General features: G+C 44.8%; 16 protein-coding genes and 1 pseudogene. 13 read left to right on the top strand and 4 right to left on the bottom strand.

All coding sequences use genetic code 11. The annotated features are described in order from the left end of the window. The first annotated feature begins 52 nt into the window (after positions 1–52). Positions 53–2665: a cellulose biosynthesis cyclic di-GMP-binding regulatory protein BcsB gene (locus tag AC4II3_RS07360; RefSeq protein WP_488006617.1), complete on the top strand. Its 2613-nt coding sequence runs from the start codon at positions 53–55 to the stop codon at positions 2663–2665. 310 nt (positions 2666–2975) lie between these two features. Further along, positions 2976–5570: a glycosyltransferase family 2 protein gene (locus tag AC4II3_RS07355; RefSeq protein ID WP_488006615.1), complete on the top strand. Its 2595-nt coding sequence runs from the start codon at positions 2976–2978 to the stop codon at positions 5568–5570. Positions 5571–5790: 220 nt separating this feature from the next. On the opposite strand, the gene AC4II3_RS07350 is transcribed toward AC4II3_RS07355, so the two are convergent. After that, positions 5791–7989: a cellulase family glycosylhydrolase gene (locus AC4II3_RS07350; RefSeq protein ID WP_488006613.1), complete on the bottom strand. Its 2199-nt coding sequence runs from the start codon at positions 7987–7989 to the stop codon at positions 5791–5793. Between the two features lie 1138 nt (positions 7990–9127). Between AC4II3_RS07350 and AC4II3_RS07345 the strand changes: the two genes are divergently transcribed. Further along, on the top strand, positions 9128–9907 hold the full coding sequence (locus tag AC4II3_RS07345; protein WP_488006611.1) for a hypothetical protein: 780 nt from the start codon (positions 9128–9130) through the stop codon (positions 9905–9907). Between the two features lie 318 nt (positions 9908–10225). Here AC4II3_RS07345 and AC4II3_RS07340 read toward each other — a convergent pair whose 3' ends face one another. Then, positions 10226–10597 carry a hypothetical protein gene (locus AC4II3_RS07340; RefSeq protein WP_488006609.1) on the bottom strand — a complete coding sequence of 124 codons (372 nt, stop codon included), beginning with the start codon at positions 10595–10597 and terminating at the stop codon, positions 10226–10228. A gap of 1246 nt (positions 10598–11843) precedes the next feature. Between AC4II3_RS07340 and AC4II3_RS07335 the strand changes: the two genes are divergently transcribed. From AC4II3_RS07335 to AC4II3_RS07320, 4 genes are all read left to right on the top strand, one after another. Further along, positions 11844–13160, top strand: coding sequence for a nuclease/transposase family protein (locus tag AC4II3_RS07335; protein ID WP_488006607.1), 1317 nt, complete (start codon positions 11844–11846; stop codon positions 13158–13160). Positions 13161–13626: 466 nt separating this feature from the next. Next, complete coding sequence (locus tag AC4II3_RS07330) at positions 13627–14409, top strand: HAD family hydrolase (RefSeq protein WP_488006605.1); 783 nt, start codon at positions 13627–13629, stop codon at positions 14407–14409. A 262-nt stretch (positions 14410–14671) separates the two neighbouring features. Then, complete coding sequence (locus AC4II3_RS07325) at positions 14672–16435, top strand: adenylate/guanylate cyclase domain-containing protein (RefSeq protein ID WP_488006603.1); 1764 nt, start codon at positions 14672–14674, stop codon at positions 16433–16435. 192 nt (positions 16436–16627) lie between these two features. Then, positions 16628–18019, top strand: a complete 1392-nt coding sequence (locus AC4II3_RS07320) for a hypothetical protein (protein WP_488006601.1) — start codon at positions 16628–16630, stop codon at positions 18017–18019. Positions 18020–18116: 97 nt separating this feature from the next. On the opposite strand, the gene AC4II3_RS07315 is transcribed toward AC4II3_RS07320, so the two are convergent. Then, positions 18117–19598, bottom strand: a complete 1482-nt coding sequence (locus AC4II3_RS07315; RefSeq protein WP_488006599.1) for a nuclease/transposase family protein — start codon at positions 19596–19598, stop codon at positions 18117–18119. Positions 19599–19672: 74 nt separating this feature from the next. Between AC4II3_RS07315 and AC4II3_RS07310 the strand changes: the two genes are divergently transcribed. The 5 genes from AC4II3_RS07310 to AC4II3_RS07290 all read left to right on the top strand — a co-directional run bounded on the left by AC4II3_RS07310 (position 19673) and on the right by AC4II3_RS07290 (position 26196). Continuing rightward, positions 19673–19882, top strand: a complete 210-nt coding sequence (locus tag AC4II3_RS07310) for a hypothetical protein (RefSeq protein WP_488006597.1) — start codon at positions 19673–19675, stop codon at positions 19880–19882. Positions 19883–21039: 1157 nt separating this feature from the next. Continuing rightward, complete coding sequence (locus AC4II3_RS07305) at positions 21040–21633, top strand: helix-turn-helix domain-containing protein (RefSeq protein WP_488006596.1); 594 nt, start codon at positions 21040–21042, stop codon at positions 21631–21633. A 4-nt stretch (positions 21634–21637) separates the two neighbouring features. Beyond that, positions 21638–24388, top strand: coding sequence for a peptidase domain-containing ABC transporter (locus AC4II3_RS07300; protein ID WP_488006650.1), 2751 nt, complete (start codon positions 21638–21640; stop codon positions 24386–24388). Between the two features lie 57 nt (positions 24389–24445). Next, positions 24446–24607, top strand: a complete 162-nt coding sequence (locus AC4II3_RS07295) for a hypothetical protein (RefSeq protein WP_488029176.1) — start codon at positions 24446–24448, stop codon at positions 24605–24607. A gap of 35 nt (positions 24608–24642) precedes the next feature. Continuing rightward, entirely contained in the window at positions 24643–26196 is a 1554-nt protein-coding gene (locus AC4II3_RS07290; protein WP_488029175.1) for a beta-barrel domain-containing protein, read from the top strand. A 2-nt stretch (positions 26197–26198) separates the two neighbouring features. On the opposite strand, the gene AC4II3_RS07285 is transcribed toward AC4II3_RS07290, so the two are convergent. Further along, the gene (locus AC4II3_RS07285) at positions 26199–26339 is read right to left on the bottom strand and encodes a hypothetical protein (protein ID WP_488029174.1); all 141 of its coding nucleotides are present in this window, start codon (positions 26337–26339) and stop codon (positions 26199–26201) included. Positions 26340–26392: 53 nt separating this feature from the next. On the opposite strand from AC4II3_RS07285, the pseudogene AC4II3_RS07280 reads away from it, so the two are divergent. Further along, positions 26393–26584 (top strand): annotated as a pseudogene (locus AC4II3_RS07280) (hypothetical protein); the annotation flags it as partial.

Raw genomic sequence — 26584 nt, 5'->3', positions numbered from 1 at the left:
ATAAATTAATGGTTCTCTTAGTATTCTCCTAGTATTATTTATTATTACAATTATGAAATTCTTGTTTCGCCGCTCCCAAACCCAAAATCCTACGACTAATCATCAACGACGTGCTCTCTATGGTCCTAGATTATCCTTGTTGCTGCTATGTGCAAGCATGGTCTTAACCCTAGGCATAGGTACTACCCTCACCAGAGCTCAAGGGGAGGGTAATCTCAGAAGACAGGAAGACCAGTTCATCCAGAAGTACACCTTACCCAAAACCCCCACTAAGGCTCCAGTCTACAAACCTAAACCTCGTCCTCGTCCTCGGCCAGCTGCCCGACCCAGACCAAAAGCTGCTCCAGCAGCGGCACCACGAAGACGCTCTAATCCAGCCCCAGCAAGGGTTGCTCCTGCCCGACCTCGGCCAGCTGCCCGATCTCAGCCACGGCGGACCCAATCCCGCTCCCAGTCCCGACCTCGTTCACAGCCCCAATCTACTCCAAATCCAATTGCTTCTACACCGAATATCCCATTAAGTGAGTACATCTTGCAATTTAACCGCTCTCCGATTGTAGGCAATCGCCTCCGGATGCGGGGGGTTTATTCGGAAGCAAGACTGGGCTTTACCCGTCCTCGGGGTTGGAATGTAAAAACCGCCAAAGCCTTAATCCGCTTCCAGCATTCACCAGCCCTGATGGCAAATCGCTCTAACCTGACCTTGCGGATTAATGGCACCAGTGTGGCCAGTGTCCCTCTCAATCGCAAGCAGTCTCAGGTGGCTAACGTCATGTTTGCTATCCCAACCACCCTGATCCAGGACTACAATGAACTTTCCCTAGTAGCCCAGCAACATAACACCACTGGTTGTACGGATGGAGGGGATGCTACGTTGTGGACTGAGGTTTTGCCAGATTCCAAATTAATCTTCCAATACCAAGTTGAACCTATTCCCCTAAACTTCAGTCGCTATCCTTATCCTTTCTTTGATCAACTCAGCTTAGATGCCAATCGCATGGCTTATATGCTGCCGAAGGGGAATGCCCAGACCCGATCCGTGGATTCCTTAGAATCTTGGTTGACTGCTGCCCCTCGTTTACAGGCTTCCCTAGGCAGGTTGGCTGACTTCCGTCCCATTACTACCCGTTTGGTAGAGACTATCGACGAATTAGAGTGGGGCGATAGTTTAGTTGTGATTGGGACTCCTGGGGATCAACCGATGTTGAAGTCTTTAGCACTGCCCTTTACCTTCTCCGGAAATCAGATTTTAGATGGGAATCAGATTCCCTTACCCGATGATGTCGGTGTGCTAGCACTTACCACAGTCAATGATGGCGGTAACCCGGTCTTGGTGGTGACTGGCAATGGCCCAGATGGCGTGAAAAAGGCTGCCCAGTTTTTAGTACAGCCAGATACCAGTAAACTTGGCACAGGTCAATTAATTTTCGTGGATCAGGTTCGGGATGTACCAATACCATCCTCCCGAAATTGGCCTGGTTATTTGCCAGAAGAAAATTCCTTTACTCTCCAAGACATCGCTACTCAGCCCAATGGTAAACCCTTTAAGGATGTGACGGTGCGAGGCAGTGGAGCACCACCGGTAGAGTTTGATTTTCGTGCCTTACCGGATGATCGGTTTAAACGGGGCAGTTCCATGAATTTAGTTTACAGCTATGGTCCCCAGGTCAATCCTCGAACCTCTGCTGTAGAAGTCTTACTAGATGATGTACTTATTGGTGGTAAACGCTTGACTAAGAGGGATGGCTCACAGCGAGAAACCCTCAAAGTGGATCTTCCTGCCAATCTGATTAAACCAACCTCTAAAATCAAAGTCGCTTTCCGGCTGAACCCCAGGGAACCAGAGGAGTGTGGTAAAATCACCGATCAACAACTAACCGGTACGGTTCATGCTGAGACCAGCTTCAAAGTTAATCGCGAGCCCTCAGTTCAACTACCTAATCTAGAACTGTTGCAAGCAGGTTACCCATTTGCAGCTCCTCAAGATTTGTCTAATACAGCGATGGTGTTGTCAGAGAGACCATCTGATACCGATCTGCTCACCCTTCTTGCTATGAGTGAACGTTTAGGACGTCTGAGTAAGGCAGATTCAGTACAGCTGGATGTTTACACCATTGAACAATTGCCTGATCAGATCAGGAAGAAGCGCAATCTAATCGGAATTGGCACCAGGGAGGAATTTCCCTTTCCAGAGGTATTTGAGTCAAGTGGTTTGCGTTTGAGTAATGCTCTAGGACGTCAGTGGGGTGAAGCTAGTGTCCAGACTCTACCCGATAGTGAAGGGGTAATTAAAGAAATCATGTCTCCCTATAACGATCAGCGGGTACTTTTGGCTTTGAGTGGTCAAACGGAAAATGGCTTAGACCGGGTGCGGCAGATTCTTAATAAAGATTCTTGGTTCTACCAGTTGCAGAAGGATACGGCTTTAGTTAGTAGTTATCAACAAGACCCTGCTGGTTATGACCCCGATGCCTATAAGCTAGAGTTTTTTGAACTAGCCCGTTCTAAGAAGCGCATAGAAAAAACCTCCGCCCTCAGTAAAGCAGCATTCTTCCTCCAACGAAACTGGTGGTTCCTAGCTTTAGGTATTCTGGGCGTCACCTTCCTGTTTTATGGCATTAGCCAGTTGTACCTCAAGCGTGTGACAGATCAAAAAAGTCATTAGTCATTAGGAATTAGTGATTAGTCTTTACTCTTGATTAGTCTTTACTATTGTCTGTCTATTAAATGGGATTAGATAAAAAGTCCACTGACTGAATAATGAGTAATCACTAATCACTAATTAGTAGATAAAGTATCTAGCATTTAAAAATAGATCATAAAACTAAATGCTGATTTATAAATAACACAAAAAAATACTTCTTTACTGTTCCCTGTTCCCTGTTCCCTGTTCCCTGTTCCCTGTTCCCTGCTCCCTGTTCCCTTTGTTAATCAATATTAGTTTCACATCTCAAATCAAAATGCTATAAATTGCTATGTCTTTTTCCTTATTTAAACGATCGAGAAATAGGCAAAATCGCCCTCGTCGATCCCCTGTAATTACATTACTCGTTGATCGCCTACCTCGGTTTTTTGACCGAGTCCTAGCACGGCTAGGGTCGAATCACTTGTGGTGGCTGATTTTGCTGCTGGTGTTGCTATCCATACCCCTGATTACTACACCCCTAACAGTCAGGCAACAGGGGGTTGTAGCGATCGCACTCATCTTGGTTGGTCAAGTGGTAGTGCGCACTGAAGCCAAACAATCTGACAAAACAGTTAATGAGTATTTTCATCTGTTTTTAGTATGGCTGAGCCTGGTGACAACCATGCGCTACCTATACTATCGCTTTGCCTACACCCTGAATTTTGATACTTGGATCAACGGGTTTTTCTGTGTGCTGTTGTTGGGGGCGGAATTGTATGCAGTTCTAACCCTAGTGCTAGCTTATTTTCAAACCCTAAAAATCAAAGACCGAGAAACTGTTGATCTGGCTAACTATCCTCAAGAGCAATGGTTCAGTGTTGATGTTTACATTCCGACCTACAACGAACCTGTAGACATTGTCCGCAAGACAGCACTAGCGGCTCTGGCTATGGATTATCCGGAGGATAAAAAACAAGTCTATGTCTTAGATGATGGCAGAAAGTATCCAGAGCGTCGCAAAAAGTTAAAGCGGATGTGCGAAGAAATCGGCTGTACAATGCTGATTCGACCTAACAACGATCATGCCAAGGCGGGTAATATCAACACAGCGTTTAAGACTACCAAGGGCGATCTGGTATTGATTCTGGACTGCGATCACATCCCAGCGCGAGAATTTCTGATGCGTACGGTGGGTTTTTTCTACAACCCAAATGTATCCTTTGTGCAAACCCCCCACTGGTTCTATAACCCGGACCCCTTTGAGCGAAATCTGCAGACTAAGGGTGAGATTCCAGTGATGAATGAACTCTTTTATAAAGTACTACAAAAGGGCAATGACTTCTGGAATGCTTGCTTTTTCTGTGGCTCAGCAGCCGTAATTCGCAAAACCCATGCGCTGGAGATTGGGGGAATTGCGGTTGAAACCGTTACAGAAGATTGTCACACGGCCTTCCGGCTTCATTCACTAGGTTATGAGTCAGTGTACTATGACCAGATTATGATTGCTGGCTTAGCCCCTGAAACATTTGCCTCTTATGTCGGTCAGCAAGTGCGTTGGGCAAGGGGAATGGCTCAGATTCTACGGCTAGAATTCCCCTTGTTGAACTGGAAGGCAAAACATCTCACCTTAGGCCAACGAATTTGCTATTTTTCAGCCACCTCCCACTTCTTCTATGGCTTTCCCCGGCTGATTTATGCTGTAACTCCCACTCTGTTCCTATTGTTTGGCATAAATCCCATTCAGGGTTTGGGGATAGAAACCTTATTTTATGCCCTCCCCCATCTACTGATTGGTCTCAATGCTAACTATGTCACCTACAAACAGGTTCGGTTTTCCTTCTGGAACGAGGTGTTTGAATTTGTGATGTCATTCCAGACAGGGTATGTGACTCTGATGGCGGTGATTAACCCCAAGCTAGGTTCGTTTAATGTAACTGACAAGGGGGTATCGGTTAGTAAACGGAGTTTTGATTGGCAGTCAGTACAGGGCCTTTTGGTAGTCACAGCTCTAGTGATTGCTGCCTTACTAGCTGTTCCCTTTTGGCTGCTGCTCCGCCCAGAAGATTCAGAGGCGGTCTTGGTTAACGCCATGTGGTGCGTCTTTAACTCCGTTCTGCTGATAGCAGGTTTGTTGGTTGCCTTTGAACAACCCCAACAACGCCCCAAACACCGCCTGCCACGACGCCTTGCGGTGACAGTTCACACCCCTGACCAGAGTTGGCCAGCGGAAACGGTTAATATCTCAGAAAGCGGAGTTTTAATTGCCTTAGATAGCTGGCCTAACCTACCTGATCAAGTAGACGTTGAAATTGTCGGAGATTACGGCAGACGAGCCCTTGTTCCTGGACAAATTATCCGGAAGACACCCATTAGTGACCATCAAGTTCACCTTGCGATTAATTTTATCAACCCCACTCAAGCTCAGCTAGATGATTTAACCCTAGTAATTTATTCCGATGTTCGGGAGTGGTATTCCCAGAAGCGTGCGATCGCAGACCGACCCATGGGATCATTAGGCTTCCTAGCCACTGGTCTATTCCGTTCCTTCCGAGAATTGAACACCCAAAGTAGTACTAAGGTGCGTAAACAGATTAGGGCTACGGCTCAGCTTTATTGGGAAGGTAAGTTTTACAGTGGCAGGGCAACTGAAATGGGAGTGATGAGTTTACGGGTTGAATTAGACCGCAGCACTGCATATTCTGACACCACGGAGCAAACTAGTCCATTGCTCACACCAGAAGATTTACGGAGAATGGAGCACGACGAACCTTTCGTTGGCTTGCTATTGAGTCAGGAATCAACTAACCAGTTACCACAGCGATTGTTGGCTCAAATTGTGGATGTCGAAGATTTATCCGATCAAGTTGCCATTGAGTTGAAGTTCCCAGATCAGTTAAAGCAAAAACAGGAGACCAAAATTAAACAGCTTTTGAAAGTACTCTAGAAGGTACTCTAGTTGAAGGTTGAAGGTTGAAGGTACTCTAGTTGAAGGTTGAAGGTTGAAGGTTGAAAGCTCACGGGGTAACAACAACCCTAAAGCTCTCTGGGTGATTCAGGAAGTAGTGCCAGGGCGATGCGTTCGCGTAGCGTGACCTAAGGTCAATCCCGTAGCGTGACCTAAGGTCAATCCCGTAGCGTGGCCGTAGGCCAATCCCATTCAACCTTCATTGCCCTGATGCCAACATTTGCTTGGGTTTGTAGTCAGACCCCAGTTTGTTGGCACAGAATCCCAAATGACGGCTTTGACCAGGTTCGATCAATCGTCCCCAATCCAGCGGGGTGACCACATAGTCTTTAGAGGATTGAGAGTTTTCCCTGTTACGGGGTTGGAAATTACCATTCCAACTATTGTTAATCGCAGCTTGATTCATTTGGAATGTTAATTCCCAGTCTTCAACCTGAGTACTGCCCTCATTGATAACCTGTATGCCGATGCAAAATCCTTCTTGCCAATCTGAATGCAGGTTAGGTACCACTTTTAAAGAGACACGGTTTCGAGTTTGTGACCTTGTAGAGAGATTAGGGTTAGGGAGATTAGGGCTAGTTTCAGGTGTTGGTCTTGGCTCCCTTAAAGCTTGGTTGGTATCAGATGGTGGTGAAGGTAAAGGTGCCCTGTCCCTAGGTTTGGCACTGGGGGATGGTAAAGGTAGTGGCTCCTTTACACCTGGATTAGCAAGGGGTGACGGTAGGGGAATGGGTGTCACTTGAGTTGGTGTGACAGTTGGTGATGGTGCAGGGAACGGTGGAATTACACCTGGGTTGCTACTCGGTAAAGGTGCAGGTAAAGGTGGAATTACACCTGGGTTGGTACGCAGGTTAGGCGGGGGTAGTGGTGCCACGCTCCTGGGTGTGGGATTAGATAGAGGGGGAGGTAGTGGTGCCACTGTTCTGGATGGCTGCCTACTTGGCGTTGGAGGTATTTGCCCGATTGAGCTGGGTTGGGAATTCGGCAATGGCGTGGGCATTGGTTTGGTTCTGCCTGGTGGGAAATTGGGTCGTGGTATCGAAATTGAGGGGATAATCGGAGCAACTCCCACATTCGGGGCGAAATTGTTGGCAATTAGCAGTCCCTGAAGCAGTTGTTGCTTAGGAGCCTGCACACTCTGCCAATCATCTTGCAGGATTCCGCCAGTATCACGACTATTGGGATTCCAACTCCAGTAAGCAAAACTGAGGTTGTTTCGATTAATGTAATCTACCAGCCGCCGCTTCCACACTCCCTCTGTTGAGTTAGGGTCCACCTCCTTACCACCGAATTCTCCGATCAAAATCGGCGCAATGCCTTGTCTAGCGATATAGTTCCAAGCAATTTCCCAGCGGTATTCCAAATTGTTAGGGAAACTCGGTTCTGAAAACCAAGAGTGATTGAACACTCCAGGGCCGTATTCATGGGGGGAATAGACCAGCTTCTTGGGATTAGACAAACGTACTGGATATTCCCTAACCCCTTCCAGATTACCCCCATGCCAATGGGTCGCTAGTCGTTGACCTGGAACATTCTTTTCCACACCTTCAACAACTATCAGCCATTTGGGGTTGACCGCAAGAATGGCATTACCAGCCCTCTGTGCTGCCAGTCGCCAGTCAGTAGCGAGATCGTTTGTCCCCCAGCTGGCTTGACCATGGGGTTCATTTTTCAGGTCTGCGCCAATCACATTGGGCTGATTACGGTAACGATTTGCCAGCATTTTCCAGGTTTCTATCCAATCAGTTTCCGTAAACCCATCCCCGTACCATAATGGAGGAATAACTTGGTCATTGAGTTGGTGACAGTCCAACAAAATTAATATCCCTTGCTGCTGGGCTTCCTTGATAATGGCATCCATGACCTCCAAGGGCGATTTACCATAAAGCTCCCGATTGTTACCGATGTTGAAATCAATCCCACTGACCTCTGAAGCCCTTAGGGATTGGATAGAAAACGGCAGCCGAATCATGTTGTAGCCCAAGCTTTTGATCTGCGCCAACATATCCTTGTAGTCTCGTTTCCACAACCCATGAGGAGCATGCAAGTCTGTCTCAATCCCAAACCAGTTCACCCCTCTGAGTAATATCGGGCGACCTAAGGAATCAAGTAGTTGTGATCCTTGAGTATAAAGAGGTAGCTGCATGGTTCTTGCGGTATTGGCTGCATCAACAGGATGGTGAGAAGGCAAGGTTAATTCCATCAGGGATAAAAAGACTAACCCTAAGCCAAGACCAATGATTCGCCAAGGGAGTCTAAATTTGGTTCGCCGGTACTTAGAAAGCCTACTATGCCCAGGCTTGCGCCGTCGAAACTGCCCGAAATGGCTGATGATTGTCAGCAGAATAGTTGATAGGATGCGGGCAACTCGGGATATGTGCCGGAAAAATCTAGACATTGGTTACTACAAGAGAAGAGGTAGAGTTGGTTACAACAGGTGCGACCCAAGGCCGCGAGGGATTGCTCGCGGCCTAGGAGGCGCGCACCTATAGAGGTGCGACCCGTGGCGAATTTAATAATTAGATGCGGAAAGCGCACCTAAGAACTTGAGATTGAGCTTCCTTCACCCTGAGGTGCGACCCAAGGCCGCGAGGGATTGCTCGCGGCCTTGGAGGCGCGCACCTTGACTAACTCGAAAAACTAAATTAAGCAACTATATATAGGGCAATGGGTAGGTGACCATAGACAATCCCTTAATATCAATACCCAAAACTAGCGCTAATGTCAGTGTATCTTCTCAAAACTGAAACCATACAATTCCCCTGATTAAAAATCTTGTAATGCTTGATGGGTAAAGGCTAGAGGCGCGCACCTATAGGTGCGACCCAAGGGCGATTTACTCGCCCATTGGAAAGCGCACCTAAGGAATTTCTGGGGGGCACACAACCTTCACAAAGTATTTTGAGGTGCGACCCAAGGCCGCGAGCAATCCCTCGCGGCCTTGGAGGCGCGCACCTAACAGATTCCAAAGACTAAGCCAGGGTAGGTATGTAAAAAACTCAACAAATTTTTGGGGTGCATACAGTCAAACCCTTATTGAACATGGGTTTTAGCTCTATAACCCTTTTTAGTTTTCACCAGGTCTACTTTGAAAACCGTCCCTTTCTCAGGAAGTCTTCTGACCTACATAACCTTTGAATTGTAAAGTTCTCTTGAATTGTAAAGTTCTCAGGTGATCACTAGGAACTGCAAGTTTCAATCTAGAAGGGGTTTATATACCTTAACTACTTATTCCTACAAATATACCTTCACTACTTATTCCTACAAATATACCTTCACTACTTATTCATGTAAAATTCATAAACGTAGTGAAGGGTTTCATAAAACTTTTATCAAACATGGGATAACTACGGATTAATTTAAAGAAAAGCCAAAGTATTAAAGGGTGCAGCTACAAAAAACTACTTCTGCCGCTGACCACCAATAAGAAGTTAGCGAAAGACTAAACACTTCACAACTTCATCAAAACTTGGCAAAGTCTTACGTGGCTCAGATTAAATGGCTGATGCGGCAACTATCCAAGGAAACTACTGATTATGACATCTCCGATTAAACAATTTGTCCTGAAACCGATCGTATTTTCAGCTGCACTGTTTGCAGTCCTAACCATACCACTCGCTTGGTTTGGCTCTAGACCTTTAAATATTGAAGTGCAAGAGGAGCCAGTGTTTGACGGTAAACTCATAGACGTAGCTACACCTTACTTGGGCTTAGCAGCGCTACTAAGTCTGACTCTAGGAACTGCTACAGTGGCCATGACCGGATGGCGCTCCGCTGACCGCAACCGGTCTGATATAGAGGCACAGTTATCGGGTCTTGAGGAAAATCTCAAGAAAAAGGAGGAATTGTTAGAGACACTTCAGCTCTCAGACTCTAGATTAGATGCTTCTGGACTCAGGGAGTTTACCTCAGAGAAAGACACTTCACTATCTTTGAACGACAACTACCAGCCAATTACCAATCTTGAGCAAGTCACTTCTGAATCCTTGCCCAAAAACTACCATCCGATTGCCGAAACTGGGTCAGTAACTGAACCTGTAATAATTACCCATCAAACAGTGGATCATGAACCATCCACTCAATCCCCCACTAAACCGGAATTGGACGTGCGAGCAGCTACGGCTAGGTTTCCATCGGTTCAATCATTTCTAGCCTATGCTCCACCCAATGCTGCTCAGGAGCCACAGATGAAACCAACTCCCCTTAATAGTGATGAGTTTGACCAACTCTACACTAAAATTCAGCATCTTATGTCTCAGATGGTCGCTGTAAAAAAGGCTATGGAAAGACGGTCACCGAAAACCTCACTCGAATAGTCGGTCTGGAGATAGCTACCAAAAAAACTTGGTAATGGCTAATTCCTAGATATTGATAGTTAAATCATATCAATGGTTAGTCATTATCTTTTCTTACCAGTCAAACCGGAATCTTACCACGTAATGTTTTATTAAAAGCCCTAATCACCTCAGCTGGATTCTGTCTAGTATGTTAATAATGTTCATGTGGATTGCTTCAATAATTCAAGGTCTGACTCCTAAAGAATCCTCGTGACAAACCATGCAAGCACTGTCAAGATCAGTGCTAAATGCCTTGAATGCACCCTTACTATGCACTTACATCATAATGCACTGACATCAATTCAGTTCAGAATCCGTAGAAAGCATCGCTACAATGCGGTCGAACCTTTTCCTATTTTGCCAACCTAGCCACAGGGGGAGAACTTGGGCTTCTGCTAATTCTAGTACCAAGGATTGAATTTCTTGGTCAGATGCCTGTCCATAAAGCAGTAGTACTAAGAACCCATCGAGTTGCCGTGCCATTGTTTTAGCTTGAGGTAAGGCATCTATAGCTTCAGTCCAATGAACAGGGAACATCAAATGAAGTGGCTTATCGTCTCCCATGTGGATTAGAGTGGGTTTGAGGAGATTGCAAGTGCCATGAGGTCCCTCGTACCAAGGGCGATGATTTTCTAGGTACGCAGCTTCTGACTTTACCCAAGTATTCATTTTGTACCTCTAAGTTTATTATAGCTCTTATTTTCTTTATGGTAATTGATGAAAAATGGATTCGCTAAAATTATTTGTAGTCTACAACGAATAAATGCTCTTAGGGTTTGCTCTTGAGAATTTATCCAATGGTTGATTCGTTAAAAAAAAACATGGATTGGTAGTATTTACTCAGTTATGCAATTTTATAATACTTAAATTAATTTAAAAAAAATCCATAGTTTGCCATTGTTTTTTAGTTATCTATAAGTTATACTTTAGTTAACGACTAATTGAATTTATGGCCAATTTATATTCATTTATATTCCCACACCTGTGAGGCTGGAATAACTTACTAGGAAGCGTGTTTTTTAAGTTATTTCTCTGACCAATAGTCAAGATTTAGAGTTACAGTAACCTGGGATGAACCAGAAAAATTTCCCTTTACCTTTATCCTTTCTTGATGCAAAGCACTCATGGGGGTAACCACGGCAGTTGCTCATGGGGGGAAACCCCCGCAGGTCGGCGCTGCCTCCCCAAGACCACTTAGGTGCGCTTGATCCGTAATTAAATTCGCCACGGGTCGCACCTCTGCATCGCTTTTACAATTAGGAAAAAATTCGCGGGAAAATTGGCACATTTGCCGCGCCCGGGCCCCACACTTCCCACACTTCCCTTCTTTATTTACAAATATGAGATGCACCTGATAAGCATTGGACAAGGGCTCATCGAAAAACTTGATCTCAAAAACCCTGGGTTAGGTGGTAACTTCTATTAGTTTTTATGGTTCCTTGAGGAGGAATAGTGGTTTGGCTTAACAAGTATAGCATTTTCAGGTGAAATGAAAACGCTATATACGTTGAGAGCTGCTAATTTATATATAGCGCTATATTTAGTCAGTAATTTAGTGAGTAATGGGATGCTCTTAAGGCCAAAGGCCACGCTACGCTCGGGAAGCGTTCGCTTTTAGCGTGGCCTTTGGCCTCAGCTTCCGCGCTTACGCGAACGGCGAAGCCGTTCGCATTCAACGGTTGAAGAAGCCCAGTCTAGCAATTAGGTGGCATTAAATCGTAGTAAAGTGGGGTAAAACGTAGTAAATCCCCCCGAAATGTATTTGACCCCAAATCAAGCTTACAAAAAATATGGTTATCATCCAAAATCACTAGCCAAATGGGCGGACGATGGCTTGATTGTGTATACACGCTCACCAGGTGGGAATCGAAGATACAAGTAGTATAATTGAGAAGACAATTCTAACTGTATTTTTGTGCTGAAAAGAAAAAAAGGATTTAACATTGTTACCAAATCCAAGCGTTGCAAGTTATTGCGCAACGGATTTGACTTGCTTGAAACCAAGAAAGTTTACAACGATGTCGTTCTTTGGTTCTTTTTAGTTATCAACGAAGATCCTCAAGGTGTTGTCATTCCAGTATCAAAAGATGGGGGATGGAGATATTACGAACGTAAAATTTTAGGTGACGAACCAGAATACGAATTCCCCTGGGATAGGTTTCCGTCTCCATTAAGACGTTCTGCTATTCGTAAAGCTATCGGAGCTTGGACTTCTTGGCACTCTAGCTTTGTGAAATGGAAGAATAGACCGAAAAGACAAAAACACCATCGACCACCCAAGCACCCATCATCATTTAACTTTTCACCTAGCTTTGATGTAGGCACAAGGAAGAATGATGATGGGTATTCTATTTGTTTGAAGATACTGGTTAAAGGGCAGTGGAAATGGATTAAATTCTCCTATCAAGCTCCACCAGTATCTGATGAATGGGTAAAAGGATCGCCATCGGTTATATGCTTTGGAAAGGGCGCTTACATCACTTTCCCCTTAGAAAAATACATACCAGCAACAGGAGGAGCAAAAAAATTAATGGCTGCGGATTCTTATAGAGTCTGCGGCGTAGATATGGATTTGAACCGTCATATCGCTATACTTTCAATCTTAGAAATCGACGCTAAAGGTCAAGTTTGTGAAATAGCAAGACACTTCATCAATCAAACAGACCATATAAAGCGTAGGAAGAGAGATCTAGGATTGATAGCAACCCGGATGAGATCTACCGGAATTGTTCACAAAGGATTTTGCTCTACTAGATGGCAAAAAATTAGTAGAAGAGAGGTATCAGTAGCAAGATATTTTGCTCGTCGATTGGTTAATTTTGCCCATCATTATGGCGCGTGTTTAATCGCTTTTGAGCATTTGGGCAACTTAAAACCAATCAAGGGTAAATATTCTCGCCTCTCCAACCAAAAAAGAGCTTACTGGCTTAAATCTAAGTTGTTCGAGCAAGTTAGGAATATTGCTTACAACGACTATGGGCTCTTGACTTTAAGAGTCAATCCCAAAGATACTTCTAGGCAAGACCCATGGGGGAACCTTCTATGGAGGGGGAATGATTTCCCCACTTCATTGTTGGAATATCTAGATTATCAGCAAGGTGCTAATTATGTGGCGACCACTGGTGGATACAAAGCTCATTCTGGTTTAAATGCTGCTAGAAACATAGGCTTAAAAGCGATACGACGACACAGAACTAACCCTACGTTATTAAGACGCAGGGGAAAGCCATAAGCAGTAATGCTTGTGGTGTGTAATCGGTCTAGAAATCAGTTGCTATTCCTGACATCGATTATACCGGGCTTGGGTAGACTGCCCAAAGGTTCCTACTCCATTACGCCAACGGTGGTGAAGACAACGTCTTCTGTGCTGCCAAAAGCGCCTACAGAGGAGCCGAATAAGTGAACGTTTTGCGGGGTTTTACTACGATTTACTCCAATTTAACGGCTACTCTCTAGTTCGTTGGCATTACCAATGGATTGTACTACACAAGTTTCTGCCCCTGATCGTGGGTCAAGAAGCAATTAAGACCGTCCTCAAGGAGGGTGCTATAAAATTATACCAATTCACTAAAACCTGGCTATCTCTTATTGCATAAAGGTAAAGATTAAGGTAAAAAAGTAAAGCTAAACTCTTTGACTTTTTTACCTTAATTTTGAGTATAGTAAGTTGTAGTATTCATAAGTATTAATCAAGTGAAATGGTACCCACAATTCTGGCTCTCGACTTTGACGGTGTTCTGTGTAACGGACTATTAGAGTATTTTCAGACGGCGTGGCGTACATACTGTCAAATTTGGAAACCCGCCAGTGAAACACCACCCGAGAATTTAGCACCTAGCTTCTACCGCTTACGACCTGTGATCGAAACTGGCTGGGAAATGCCAATATTGATTCACGCGCTGATTCTTGGTATTCCAGAAGACGAGATTTTGCAGAATTGGTCTACGGTTGCCCAGTCTATTGTTAATTCCGAGACCAAAGACCGAACCGATACAGCCAAGCAGTTAGACACTATTCGGGATAAATGGATTACTACCGATTTAGATGGTTGGTTGAGTCTACACCAATTTTATCCCGGTGTGATTGAGCGATTGGAGCAAATACTTTCCACAAATACGACACAGGTATATATTGTTTCTACTAAAGAAGGACGCTTTATCAACCAGCTATTGCTGCAACAAGGTATAAAATTACCACAAGACAGAATTATTGGCAAGGAGTCCAAACGACCCAAACATCAAACCCTACGACAATTAATTGAAACTTTTCCAGGGGAAGCCGTAACACTATGGTTTGTGGAAGATCGGCTCAAAACCCTTCAATCTGTGCAACAACAGCCAGACCTCAAACCGGTGAAACTCTATCTAGCTGATTGGGGCTACAATACAAAAACTGAGCAAGAATCTGCTTGTAATGACCCGAAAATTCAGTTGTTGTCTCTTGAGAAATTTTCCCAGGATTTTTCAAATTGGCTCGAGTGAACTATTAGGTATTAGTCCTTCCGGAAGCGAAATTTAGGTTTTGCCAGCATTTCAGGGAACTCTATAACTATCACCTCTGAGATTGTCTTCTCAACCAGGGGTGAAAGTAATTTTGAATAACACGCTTTTCGGTTGGGGTTTCTATGGGATGCGACACCTAATTTTTAAATTCTGGAACTGGTTACTAAAGCTAATTTTTCAGAGAATAATCCTGGTTCTAACGATCATGTTTTGCCTGGGAGTGGGAATTGCCCTCTCAAGCATGTCTCGTCTCTCTATGGATCTAATTAAATCCCATGCACTAGAGTATTCAGCCTTATCCGCTCAAGTTATTAATGAGGCACGTAACCTCTACAGTACTGACGTGGTTAGTCGTGCTCAAACTGTTCATGGGATTACCGTTACCCATGACTACACCACCAAAAAAGGGGCAATTCCTAATCCAGCTACCTATGTGATAGAACTGGGTTCGCGCATCAGTGCCAATGATAGGGGAGCTTTAATCAGGCTTTACAGTGATTATCCATTTCCCCATCGACAAGCCGAAGGGGGTCCGAAAGATGATTTTGAATGGGATGCACTCAAGTTCTTGAGGAAATATCCCACTCAGTCATTTTTTCGCCAAGAGCAGATCCAAGGTCGTTCTTCATTTCGATATGCAGAAGCCATCATTATGGAGCCTAGCTGCATTGCTTGTCATAACAGCCATCCGGATAGTCCCAGGATGGACTGGAAAGTAGGAGAGGTCAGAGGTGTTTTGGAAATCATTCAGCCTCTAGATAAATTTGTGGTGTATACACAAATGAGTTTGAGGAGTACATTTATCACCTTAGGAGGACTATCCGTGTTGGCACTCTCAGGGCTAATGTTGGTTATCGGTAGATTGCGTCAAACAGCAAAGGAATTAACAAGGCGGGTTAGGGAACGCACGGCTGCTTTGGCTGAAGCTAACCAAGATTTAGAAAAAAGGAATCAAATAATTAGTCAGATTTTTGGGCGTTACCTGAGTAAAGAAGTAGTAGATAAATTACTGGAAAAACCCGAAGAATTGAAACTGGGAGGCCAGCGCAAAACTCTCACCATACTAACCTCTGATTTAAGAGGATTTACAGCCCTATCAGAACGATTGCTTCCCGAAGAAGTGGTTCAAATCCTCAACCTCTATCTGAAACATATGTCAGAGGTAATTACTAAATACCAAGGAACCATTGATAAGTTCATGGGTGATGGAATTTTGGTTTTATTTGGTGCTCCCACGGCCAGAGAAGACGATACAAAACGGGCAGTTGCTTGTGCTGTGGCGATGCAATTGGCAATGGTTCCTGTCAACGAAACGATGAATGCCTGGGGCTATCCACCTCTAGAAATGGGTATTGGTATCAACACAGGTGATGTTGTGGTGGGCAATATTGGCTCGGAAAAACGTACCGATTACAGTGTAGTTGGTAGCCAAGTAAACTTAACCTATCGCATTGAATCCTATACCATAGGTGGTCAAATTCTGATTTCACAATCTACCTTTGAACAGGTTAAGTCCATCGTGATGACTCACGGGCACAAACAGGTACAACCAAAAGGGGTTAAACAGCCAATTACTATCTATCAAATTGTGGGTATTGGTGATGAATACAATTTATTTCTACCTAAAGAAGATGAAGAATTTTTTACCCTTACTAAAACTATACCACTCACCTACAAAATTTTGGAAGGAAAGCATATCGGTAAAAATCTTTTTCTCGGAAGTTTAATTCAGCTTTCAGCTAAGGGAGGCAAAGTGCGTTCCTACGAGAGACGAACAGAGGATTTACCGCTAGAACTAAGTAATATAAGCTTGAATTTATTAAATCAACACCAAGCCGAATATAGTGATGATATCTATGCTAAAGTGACATCACTTGAAACAGAAAATCTAGGGTTTTATATCCGTTTTACATCCCAACCCCCAGAGGTAAAGAAAAGGCTTGATGATCTCTACAAGTCGATAAATGATAGAAGTGAATATAAGGCGTCAGGTATTAACAGTTAGCCGTGGGAAAAGGGAACAGGGAACAGGGAACAGGGAACAGGGAACAAAAATTATCACAATTACTACAGGCATTCCTATTAGGTATATGGCTATCGATTAGTTGATAGTCGGTAGGGTTTTTGCCAGAAACTCCTGATCAGAGTTAACCGTCTTTGTACTAGAAGATTACAATGATTGTCACACCAACTGGTTATGTTTAACAGTCCCCGAGGTATCCCAAACTTACCTGATCTCACCCATCCTAATGAGTTAATCGAGTTTGGCAGCAAATTACTCACTGTATTGGGAGTGCTGGCGCTATTTATACTTGCTTTAGGAATTGTGATTGCGCTGCTGAGCATTGCCTTGCGCCGTGCCGAGCCAGAGCAAGCAATTTTTGTGGGAGAGTGGGTGGTGCGCTATTCTGCACTATTGCGGGGATGCCAACACGGGGTGGTGATTTTGGCAATCTTAGTATCAGGTTTCTTTCTATGTTCAACCTTGGCCAATCGCTACCATCATTGGGAACAGGATCGGGTAGTTCAAGTGGCACACACCGTAGCTGGATTACGACTGGAACAAGCGGCACCCCAGGTTCGCTATGTGATCGAGGAACCTTATACTTACACCACTACAGTTAAAGGGAAACCTGTCGAGATCGAGGATACTCGCCAAGTGAACCGCTGGCTAGCCCTCACTAGCTCTGATATTCAGGTCAAGATTGACCAAATTCCTAATCTCCAAGACCGTCGTAATAACTACCGCATTGACTTTGCTGCTGACTACAAAGTCACCAACTCCCTTGCAGAAGCAGAGGAGCTATTTTTTGAGGTGAGAGAACCTTACAGCTACTCCCTGTTGCAAGATTTCCGGGTAGAACGGGAGGGTGAGCGATTAAACCCCACCAATCCGGGTAACTACAGTTTTCCATTGCGTCTAGAACCAGGTCAATCCACCAGTTTCCGTGTCACGTACCAAGCTCAAGGGGGACCACGGTGGATTTACACAGCTGGTAAAGAATTGGTGTCTAACTTCCGCCTGACGGTACAGGCAAATTTTCCTAAAGCTGACTTTGCTAGTGGAATTGCTCCGACTGAGACTAGTGTCAAGGGGAAAACTACAGTGTTTACTTGGAGATTTGAGGATAATGTTTCAGTGCTAAACCCCTTTGGAGTATTCACAGCTACTGATCCAGTCAGGAATACAGGGGTGATTCCTCGTCTGCTGTTGTTAGCGCCTGGGTTGTTTCTGTGGTGGTTGCTTCTGCTGTATTTATCTGTACCACTGCACTTACGGAATGTGATGATTGCTGGGGGAATTTTCTTTGCTTGTCTGCTCACGCTGACTTATCTGAGCCGAGTGATGAATCCTCAGTTGGCTTGGACTGGTATTTCTTTGGTGTTGCTGGTACTTGTTTGGGGGTTAGGGAAAACCCGTTATACTTCTTGGGCAGCAGTGGTGTGTACCATTGCTGGAGCGATACTACCTGTGTTTGGGTTACTGGTTCCTTACAGTGGTCTGACCTTGAGCCTGGCGGGATTGCTCTCTACAGTATGGTTGGCAGTTAGGAATTGGTATGGTTTGTGGGATACTCTTAAACCGTGATTAATCGGGGTAAACCCGGATAAATCGGTCAAGGTCAATTTATTGTTGCTTGAGTGAGGAGTTGTCAAGCAGTAACTGGAGTCGAACCTTCCACTCACTATCTAAGCGTTCCTTGCATCCCGACAAGGAGATCCCTAAAAGCTTGAGTTCTGCTATGCTTAGAATCAACCCATCCTAGCTTAACCGCATCAGCTAAACTCAAGTCCATACCTTCCAGGAAACGCGCGGTACGACGCAACAATACTGCTTGGACTTCTTCCCTTTTCGTATACCGGGAGATCTCGTGATCTGTACCACGACCAAGAATATTCCGTGCAGCATTGTGATCAGCCTGCAACACGACCCCATTAAATATGGGTTCGGTGTCCCCTTTCCTGACCCCTAACAGGGTGCCAGAAAAGGAGTCAACTTGCGACGTGTAGCTTGGCTGAATTTCTAAAACTACTGAACCAGTCCAGTTAGCCCATTTTTGTAAAGAGTCTCGAATAGCTCCTTTCATCCAGCTATTCAATTTTCGAGACATTGCTAATGATTGACGTTTCCCTTTGATTGGTTCGGTTAAATCTTCTGCGAAGACTTTCAATGATTCCCCATTAAAAAGTGACCTACTTGCAGCGCCTATAATGGCTATAATTCCTGCCTGGTCTTTTCTGTAGCGACGATTTTCCGTTTTTCTGCTCAGATTATTTTCTAGTATGCGAGCTGATTTGGCCGGGTCGATTTTTTTTAACTTTCGATGCAGTGCCCACAATTTTCCACGATGGCGGTTTTTCTGAGTAATTCTATCAGACTTATTACTTGCCAATTTGCCTAAGCCCAGACCATGGGCACGGCCATCTGAATCGTAAAACGCTTCTGTGTAACCCTTATCTACGCCCAGAAAACGACTTTCCTTGGCAATATTGACAATTCCATGATCAACCAAAAAATGGATTTCAAAACGCTGGAAATCTTGATTGTGAATTAGTCTAATCTGTCCAGTTATTTTTCGATTAGACCTTACGAGAATTCGATTCCGTTTCCCTCTACGTAATCCCGCCATTTCTAACTGATAAGTGTGTCTAGATATTCGCTTACAGGAGTAACCATTTTGTTGGTAGACTATTTGATTATTTACCCAAGAATGGCCACGCTGAAAAGTTTTCCTGACAATTCGATGTAGAAATGGATCCTCTAGAAAACTAGAACTCGATAATTGCTTGTAGCACTGAGAACGTCGTTTTTCGTTCTCTTTGCCTGGAAATTGTTGATGCAGAATTTTTCCTAATGCTTCAATACAAGCGGCTTGTTGGGCACTAATGGCTTTAGCGACATCACTAACCGTCCATTCCATTAGCTTGGATGGCAACCCTAAAGACTCTGGAGTCCTAAAAGCTCTGACTTCTGGATAAGCTTTCCTCCAATCAAGTCCCCAATGACTGACGCTGCCCAGCTTGTTATAGGACTCAGAGCGAACTACGCCTAAACGATCCATCATGGCAAAAAGCTCAGCTTCAACCGTCATTGACATCCCAATTACTGGGACTACCTGGGTTGAAAGCTTCTTAATTGTACCTGATTTTTTCTTGCGATTAGGCATCGCTCACGCTAGTTGGCATCTGTGTCCATTATACCCTAAAAAATCCGTTTTTATCCCGCTTTTTGGCTACTTAATTGCAAGGCAAATTAATTGAGCAGATTGAGACTCCTGTGGGGCACAAAGGTTATGCGATCGCTCGAAGAGCCCGCCAAAGGCGATTGACCTACGGTCACGCTACGGGATTGACCTACGGTCACGCTACGCGATCGCAAAAGCAAAATTTCCTCAACCAGTTCTCCCCAAGCCTGCTCCAGATGTTGAATTTAATCCTAATCGTGGTTTAGTTTAGCAATCATAGGTTGAATTGCCTGGATCATGACCCTAATATTCGTTACAAAACTTTACATAAAATTGTATAAAAATTGAATTTTTGGAGAGATTAATTAGAGTGAGGAGAACCATAAAGCTTGATGCTCTTGGTTTTCCTAAACCAGTAAGGATGAGTTGTAGTCATGAATCAAATACCAGATAACGGGACTTTGACAAAATCTTGCAATCCCATGACTGATCAACCTAGATGGGGAGGGCGATTCACCTTGGAGGCGTATATCATTAAGTATTCACTTTCAGGCAATTGACCTTTTTCCCTTACCCAGAGAGGTTTTCATACCAATTCTGGCCGATTACGCCTACACATCAATAGTGGCTCGGACTTAAATTTAAATGGATATTATACATATTGCCTTAACACAGAAAGTGCAGTGAAACAGTACCCTTTTGGGTACTGTCAGCATTAGCTATAATTAAGGAATAATAGGCAAAGAAGCCGTGACTACCAACTCAACATTGCTTATACATGTAGCAGCTTGTAGCCATCGTAATGGTTCGCGGACCAAAACACTCAGCTCATGTGGCAAATGGTGAAGTATGACACTCACCTTTAAATTACTACCCAGGGAAATGCATTAACTCAGGCTTCCACTCCACTAAAAACCTAGCTATTGCAATGGGTCTAATGGTGTTTCCAAATTCAAGGGAATAATAATTGCTCAAACCAATCTCAAAGCGCGTTGTTGCTCATGGGGAGGGGCTGCGTGGGTCACCTGCGTCCGCACCTGTCTTGATGCAAAGCGCGAGTGGGGGTTTCCACGGGGCTGGAGAGCGATGCAGCGCCTTCATGCGGGGGTTTCCCCCATGAGCGACTGCATCAAGACAGGTGCGTTCACGTAGTGTCTCCAAAGGAGAATCGCGGTGTTCCGCACACAGCCCCTCCCCAAGACCGCGCTGCATTGCTGTTTCCTGCTGTTTCCTGATCCGAAGTGCCCTGATCCGAAGTGCCCTGATCCCAAGCGCGCAGCGTTATAGCTTTTCAGGGTTTAAACTACATCTACTTTTTGGCAACCCATAGTTTTTCCGACAGAAAAAACTCCCAGAAAAAACTCCCGTTGTTAATCTCGACGGAGCACAGGATCTACTGTGTTTTACCTTACTTCAATTTGATATGGACAACAATCAAGGTAAAGAGGCCAAAATTTCTCAAAGTCATTATTTAACAGCCTTCCAACGCAAACTACTCCAAAAAAGCCTCGAAGAGGATTTACATGAGTCCTACCGTCAGCGGATTCAAATTATGTTATTGGCAGATCAGGGCAAATCTCAAACGGAAATTTGTCAAACCTTGGGGTGTTGTGCCGCAACAGTAAGACATTGGATGCATATCGCTCGTAGTGGGATGGCTCACCAATGGCAGGATTGTCCCATTGGTCGCCCCAAGGCAGTTAATGAGGAGTATTTAGACCGTTTGAAGGAACTGATTAACCAGAGTCCCCGGGATTATGGGTATTCCTTTCGCCGTTGGACAGTGAATTGGTTAAACAAACATCTGGCGAAAGAATTGGGGATTGAACTGAGCAATCGCCACCTGCAACGATTGCTCAAGCAGATGGGATTATCGACTATACCAACACGGAGAAAGGTTAACTCCCCTAGCAGACAGGAAAACGATGGTCACAGCATCTTAATTTCTGACCTAAAATCCGCTAATGGCTCCGAGTCCAATAGTTTTTGGCTATTCAATCCCAGCAACATGGCATAAGATGATGGTTCGACATACATCTAGATCTAATCCTACATCTAATTCACTGATTTCTCCTGAGCAACTCGCCCATACTCTAGGCCATTCTCTTTCAGAATTAGAGGTATCACGCTGTCTCAAACAAATAAAATATCGCGAGCCAACGGTCGGTCAATTTTGGCAGTCAACAGATGCTGAGGCTGGCATTTATATTGTGATTTCCGGAAAGGTCAGACTGATTAATAGCGCGGGGGAGTTAATTACCAATCTAGAAGCCGGAGCTTCCTTTGGGGAGTGTACTTTCTTTCCAGAGGAGTCTTTTGAGTCCTACTCAGCCAGAGCTTCCCTTAAAACCAAGCTCTGTTATCTAACTCCGGAACTGTTATTTCCCCTGATTAGCAAACATCCCCAAATCCGCGAGCATTTTTATCGTCAGGCTCAAGGGCAAAATTCCCTGCTGATGCCTTCGGAGAGTGCTTTGGGAGAGTCGCAGAAAGAGAGAGTGGGAGAAGTAAAAAGAGTGGGGGAGAAGAAAGATATCCCCACCTCCGGAGACGAAAAACCCAAGCAAACCATCAGCAAAGCTTACTTTCCTAGCCCTACTCAAAAGGTTGGTCATTTGTGGCAGCGAGTGACTCGGCGCTATCCGTTTTTTGCCCAACAGAGTGGTTCTGACTGCGGTGCTGCCTGTCTGGTGATGATCGGTCGCTATTGGGGGAAACGATTCAGTGTTAATCGCTTGCGAGATATCTCCAATGCTGACCGTAATGGTGCTTCATTGCGGGGACTATCAGCAGCAGCGGAAAGTATTGGCTTTTCCACTCGACCGGTGAAAGCTAGTCTGGATCGACTGGCAAAACAACAGCTACCTGCCATTGTCCACTGGGAAGGAAAACACTTTATTGTTGTTTATGAAATTACCAACAAGCATGTGGTAATTGGTGACCCTGCTCTTGGTCAGAAAACTCTCAGTCATCAGGAATTCAAAGCAGATTGGACTGGTTATACACTGCTACTGGAACCCACAGCAATCCTGAAGGATACCAAAGAAAGTAAGACCTCCTTCTGGCAATTTTTTGAGTTGGTAAAGCCTCACAGTGTTGTGTTGCTGGAGGTGTTTTTTGCTTCCATGATGATCCAGATATTCGGTCTGGTTACCCCCATATTTACCCAGATAATTTTAGACCGAGTGGTGGTGCAACGGAGCACCCTCACCCTAACTGCTGTGGGGTTAGGATTGCTGATGTTTACTATGTTTCGGGTTGCGATTACCGGGTTGCGGCAATATTTGCTTGACCACACGGCGAATAAGGTAGACCTAGCACTGATTGTGGGGTTTATCAGCCATACCTTGCGATTACCTTTGGGTTTCTTTGAGTCTCGTTTTGTGGGTGATATTACCTCCCGCATTCAGGAAAATCGTAAAATTGAGCGGTTTCTAACCGGTGAAGCGTTATCTATCCTGCTAGATTTACTAACAGTTTTTATCTATGTGGGATTGATGTTTTGGTACAGTTGGAAGATGGCGCTGCTAATTTTGGTGATTGTACCACCCTTTTTCCTGCTGGCGTTGATTTCTACACCGTTTTTAAAACGAATTTCTCGGGAAGTATTTAATGCGATCGCAAAAGAAAGCAGTTATCTGATTGAAGTGCTTTCTGGTGTTCGCACTGTCAAGTCTACAGCAGTTGAGCAAACCGTACGCTGGCATTGGGAAGAGTTATTAAATAAAGAAGTTAAAACTAACTTTTCTGGGCAAGTGATTAGCAATCGACTCCAGATTTTCAGCAATACCATCGAAGGGTTAGCCACTACGGCACTGCTCTGGTTTGGGGCATGGTTGGTGATTCAAAATCAGCTCACCATTGGGCAATTGGTGGCTTTTAATATGTTACTGGGTCAGGTGATCAGGCCTTTCCAGCGGATCACCGTACTGTGGAATGAATTTCAGGAAGTCGTGATTGCTATGGAGCGCATCAATGATGTGCTGGATTACCAACCAGAAGAAGATTTGCACCATCAAGCACGGCAATCATTACCTGAATTGCGCGGTCATATTCGTTTTGATCAGGTCACCTTCCGCTATCACCCAGAAAGTGAGAGCAATGTTCTGGAAAATCTTAGTTTTGAGGTAAAACCAGGGCAAATGGTCGCCCTAGTGGGGCGCAGTGGTTCCGGGAAAAGCACGATTTCCAAGTTGATGTTGGGGCTGTATCTTCCGTCAGATGGGAAGGTGTTGATTGATGGGCAAGATATCACCAGTCTTTCTTTAGGCTCCTTGCGCCAGCAAATTGGTGTGGTGGATCAAGATACCTTTTTGTTTGGAGGAACAATTCGAGAAAACATCGGTCTGGCTTATCCCTCAGCCACCTTAGAAGAAATTATCGCAGCAGCGAAACTGGCCGGTGCCGATGAATTTATCCAAAAACTGCCCATGGGCTATGAAACCGAGATTGGCGAGGGAGGAGGCATGTTGTCTGGAGGACAGCGACAGCGTTTAGCCATTGCTCGCGCCCTCTTGGGAAATCCCCGCTTATTAATTTTCGATGAAGCCACCTCCCACCTGGATGCGGAATCGGAGCGGATTATTCAGACCAATCTCAATACTATTCTCAAAAACCGCACCACCCTAGTGATTGCTCACCGTCTTTCTACCGTACGGAAAGCTGACCTGATTTTAGTGCTCGATAGAGGGGTATTGATTGAAAGCGGTACTCACGAAGACTTAATGGCAAAGCGAGGACATTATTTTTATCTGAATCAGCAGCAGTTATAGCGCAGGGAATAGGGTGTGGGGTGTGGGGTGTGGGGTGTGGGGAGTAGGGAGTAGGGTGTGGGGTGTGGGGTGTGGGGTGTGGGAAAAAATCCGTTGATTACTCTTGCCTATTGCCTATTGCCTATTGCCTCTTTCTTGCCTATTGCCTATTGCCTATTGCCTATTGCCTATTGCCTATTGCCTTTTGCCTATTGCCTTTTGCCTCTTGCCTTTCCTTAAAAGATTCTGTTCACAACTCAAATGGAAATACTGCTATGCCTGAAAATCATACATTGAATGGACATAGTCCTACTCAAACTATTCCAGACCAGCGTCGCTATGAGGAGTTACTCACCCAAGAAACGACTCCTCAACTTAGGAATGATCAACCACTCCAGGGTCATGACTGGTCTTATGCTACTAAGGAACTGCTTGATACATTACCCCAGGTTTGGACAAGGGGATTACTGTATTTTTTGATGGTATTTATCGGTATTGCGTTACCTTGGGCGATATTCGCTCAGGTGGATGAGACCGGGAAAGCCAGAGGAAGATTGGAACCTACGGGGGAAACTATCAAACTTGATGCTCCAGTGGCAGGAACCGTAGCAGCAATTAAGGTCAAAGAAGGGGAATTGGTAACGGCTGGTCAAACCTTACTAGAACTGGAATCAGAGTTAGTTAGCACTGAACTTCAGCAGGAACAAAAAAAATTAGAAGGGCAACAGAATCGCCTGAATCAATTAGAAGTGCTGAAAAACCAATTGATACTAGCTCTGCGTACCCAGGAGCAACAAAACCAAGCTCAAGAGTTAGAAAAACAGGCGCAAGTCGAGCAAGCACGGCAGAATCTGGAAGCCTTCAAGTTCGCCTACAGTTTACAAAAAGAAGAACTATTGGCACAAATAGAGCAGGCACGAGGGGCGATAGACTCTAGCAAGGTTGCCTATGAATTAGAAACCATTCGTTTAGAAAGTGCTGAGGAAAAAATTCCCCGTTACAAAAACGCTTATGAAGAAGGGGTTTTGTCCAAAGAACGCTTTTTAGATGTGCAACAGTCAGCCAAAGAAGCCCAGAAAACTATCATCAGAACTGAATTAGAAATAAAACAAGCTCAGTCTCGCCTGAAAGAGCAACAAGGTAGTTATGAAAAGACCATTCATCAAGCCTCCGCTGATATTAAACAAGCTCGCCTGCGCTTGCAAGAGCAAGAACGAAGTTATAAAACCTTGGTTCATTCTGGTAAACTAGCGTTACTAAAAAGTGAGGAACAACTCAATAATATAGAAACCCAAATTACTACCCTCCAAGCCGAACTATCTCAGACTAAAAGTCAGATTAAATCCTTGGAATTTCAGTTAAATCAAAGGATGTTAGCCGCCCCGATCGAGGGAATCGTGTTTCAGTCCCCGATCAAAAGTGCTGGGGCTGTGGTGCAACCTGGAGACACTATCGTCGAGATTGCCCCAAAAGAGTCCTTCCTTTCCCTGCGAGCCCAGATCGCTATTTCAGAAAGTGGCTCCTTACGGGAAGGAATGGCAGTAAAAATGAAGTTTGATGCTTATCCTTTTCAAGACTATGGAGTAGTAGAGGGAACGGTAATCAAGATTTCTCCAACCTCCAAGGTTACAGAAACGGAGCAGGGTAAAGTGCCTACTTATGACCTAGAAATTAAACTCAATAAAACCTGTATGCCCACACCAAAGGAATGTATTGCTCTCCGCCCAGGGGACACCGCAACAGCAGAGGTAATTGTCCGGCAGCGTCGGATTATGGATTTAGTTCTGGATCCCTTTAAGAAGTTGCAGCAGGGGGGTTTGGAATTGTAGCGCTATTGGAAGGGAATCGGGAATCGGGAATCGGGAATCGGGAAAGAGAGGGAGGTGTGGGGAGTGTGGGAGGTGTAGGAGGTGTAGGAGGTGTGGGGAGATGGGAGTTGAACATAATCAGCAACTGTCGTGGAAACCTCCAAGACCTCGCTGCTTCCAATTCCCTACTCCCTACTCGGCGTTGCTTAATAATGGAATGATTTCAAAAGTTTTGTGGAATGGGCATCTTGCGGTGGAACTGGCATCTTGCCAGTTTCAATATATTTTCGGGCGGGCAGGATGCCCACTCTACTCCTATTCATTTCTTGATTCAGCAACGCCCCCGACTCCCGACTCCCGACTCCCGACTCCCGACTCCCGATTCCCGATTCCCGATTCCCGATTCCCG

The organism is Moorena sp. (genome assembly GCF_982860115.1).
The sequence above is the reverse complement of the archived record's forward strand: the minus strand, read 5'-3'. Positions and strand labels throughout refer to the sequence as shown.